The organism is Stieleria sp., assembly GCF_041595215.1.
Taxonomy (GTDB): Bacteria; Planctomycetota; Planctomycetia; order Pirellulales; family Pirellulaceae; genus Stieleria; species Stieleria magnilauensis.
Genome location: NZ_JBFHKV010001378.1, coordinates 1 through 1,871, shown reverse-complemented (window position 1 = coordinate 1,871; position 1,871 = coordinate 1). Strand labels below are relative to the sequence as shown.

Below are 1,871 nucleotides of genomic sequence, written 5' to 3'. Positions count from 1 at the left end.
CTTGGGAAGTCGGCTTGGCCAGCAGCGAGGGCAGCAGATGATTGTTGACCGTTTTTAAACCGATCAACGTGACGTCGCAGGCCGGAACGGTGTCGATCGAGGCATGCGCGTTGACCTGGGGCAGATCAAAATCGCCCCAGTGGCTTTCGATTTTCCATCCGTGCTCGCGGACGTGCTCGTAGTCGGAGTGCAACAGAAAATGAACGACGTGCCCGGCCCGGGCGAGCATCGCCCCGTACAGTCCTCCAACGGCGCCCGACCCGAGAATCGCATAGCTTTGTTTAATCATCTTGATTGGATAGGTGGATAGGATCGCGAATGACTCGGCGGGCTCAACTTACGAAACTCGGGGCGGTTTGTCGATTTGAGCCCAAGACCGCTACGTTGAATCTCATTTCCTCGGGTCGGTGCCCGTCGGCTCTCGCCAAACGGCTGATTATCGTTTGAGATCAGGTGATTCGCACCAGCGCGAGCGGCAACTCAGCGTGTCTTCAGTTAGCGGTAGTCGACTTCCGTCCACGCGTACTGGCAAACCGGAGTCGACCGAGGGTACAATCTGGCACAAACGTTTGTGCTACTGTGTTTTTCCCCACCTTACGATGACAGTCATGAGATTTTCTTCACCGCTTTTGAGCTGCCTGGCCCCCCTCGTGCTCGGTTCACTTTCGCTGTTCGCCGTGTCCAGCGTCGCCGTGTCCAGCGTTTCAGCGCAACAGGTCGAGCGACCGGTCCAATTGATCTTTGACACCGACATCGGAAATGACTGTGACGACGTGATGGCCGTCGGGGTGATCCACTCGCTGCAGTCGCGTGGCGAGTGTGAATTGCTGGCCGTGACGATCACCAAGGACAACCCGTTGGCGGCCGCCTTCACCGACGCGCTCAACACGTTCTACGGACGCGGCGAGATTCCAATCGGGGTCTGCGACAGTGGCGTGACGCCCGAAAAAGGGAAATTCAATGTCTTGGCCGAACAGAAGGATGGTGGTCGATTGCGTTATGAGCACGACCTCCGCTCTGGCGAAGACGCCCCCGACGCGGTCGACTTGCTGCGACGAACGCTGGCCGCGGCCGAGGATCACAGCATCGTGATCGCCCAAGTCGGTTTCTCCACCAACCTGGCAAACCTGCTGCGCAGCGGCCCAGACGAGCACAGCAAGTTGTCCGGCGTGGACTTGGTCAAGCAGAAGGTGCGCCTGTTGTCGGCGATGGCCGGTGCGTTCACCAAGATCCCGAACAACAAGGGAGAGCTGTACGATCACCGCGAATACAACGTGGTCAAGGACTTGGAAAGTGCCAAGTACTTGGCCGAACATTGGCCCGTCCCGATCGTGTGGAGTGGATTTGAGATCGGTTTGAATCTTCGCTACCCGCACGAGAGCATTGAAAAGGATTTTGGTTACGTCGAACATCATCCGGTCGCCGAAGCTTACGTGCTCTACAATCCTCCGCCGCACGATCGTCCGACGTGGGACCTGACGTCGGTCTTGCATGCGGTGCGACCGGACCGAGGCTACTTTGACCTTTCGCCGCCCGGACAGGTGACGGTCGACAAAGACGGCCTGACGACGTTTGAGCCGGCCGACGACGGACGCGACCGCTATTTGATTCTGCGTGAGGAGCAAAAGGCCCTGGCGACCGAAGCGCTCGTCGCTCTGACCAGCCAACCGCCGTCGAAGTGATCGGACCAGCGGAAAGCGGACGCGGTTCCCATCTCGGATGGATGTGCCGGTGAATTCAGCGTTTGTTCTTGAACGTTGAAATCACGACCAAGGCGACGCGGTGTAATTTACGGTTGCTGTCCATCGCCATTTTGCGAAGCATGCGGTGCGCTTCGGCTTCGCCGAGGCGCTCGTGCCGCATCAACATCG

General features: G+C 58.6%; 3 protein-coding genes. 1 reads left to right on the top strand and 2 read right to left on the bottom strand.

Annotation, left to right across the window (positions count from 1 at the left end):
* Positions 1-289 (bottom strand): 2-dehydropantoate 2-reductase N-terminal domain-containing protein (locus ABX749_RS31440; RefSeq protein ID WP_372899510.1); only part of this gene is annotated, 289 nt, incomplete at its 3' end.
* Positions 290-608: 319 nt separating this feature from the next.
* Here ABX749_RS31440 and ABX749_RS31435 point away from each other — a divergent pair.
* Complete coding sequence (locus tag ABX749_RS31435; RefSeq protein ID WP_372899508.1) at positions 609-1,682, top strand: nucleoside hydrolase; 1,074 nt, start codon at positions 609-611, stop codon at positions 1,680-1,682.
* A gap of 55 nt (positions 1,683-1,737) precedes the next feature.
* Here ABX749_RS31435 and ABX749_RS31430 read toward each other — a convergent pair whose 3' ends face one another.
* The gene (locus ABX749_RS31430; protein ID WP_372899511.1) at positions 1,738-1,863 is read right to left on the bottom strand and encodes an ANTAR domain-containing protein; all 126 of its coding nucleotides are present in this window, start codon (positions 1,861-1,863) and stop codon (positions 1,738-1,740) included.
* Between the last annotated feature and the right edge of the window lie 8 nt (positions 1,864-1,871).

Bases quoted from the DNA above. Each gene is read 5' to 3' on its own strand.
- ABX749_RS31435 (WP_372899508.1), top strand. From the start codon at position 609: ATGAGATTTTCTTCACCGCTTTTGAGCTGCCTGGCCCCCCTCGTGCTC.
- ABX749_RS31430 (WP_372899511.1), bottom strand. From the start codon at position 1,863: ATGCGGCACGAGCGCCTCGGCGAAGCCGAAGCGCACCGCATGCTTCGC.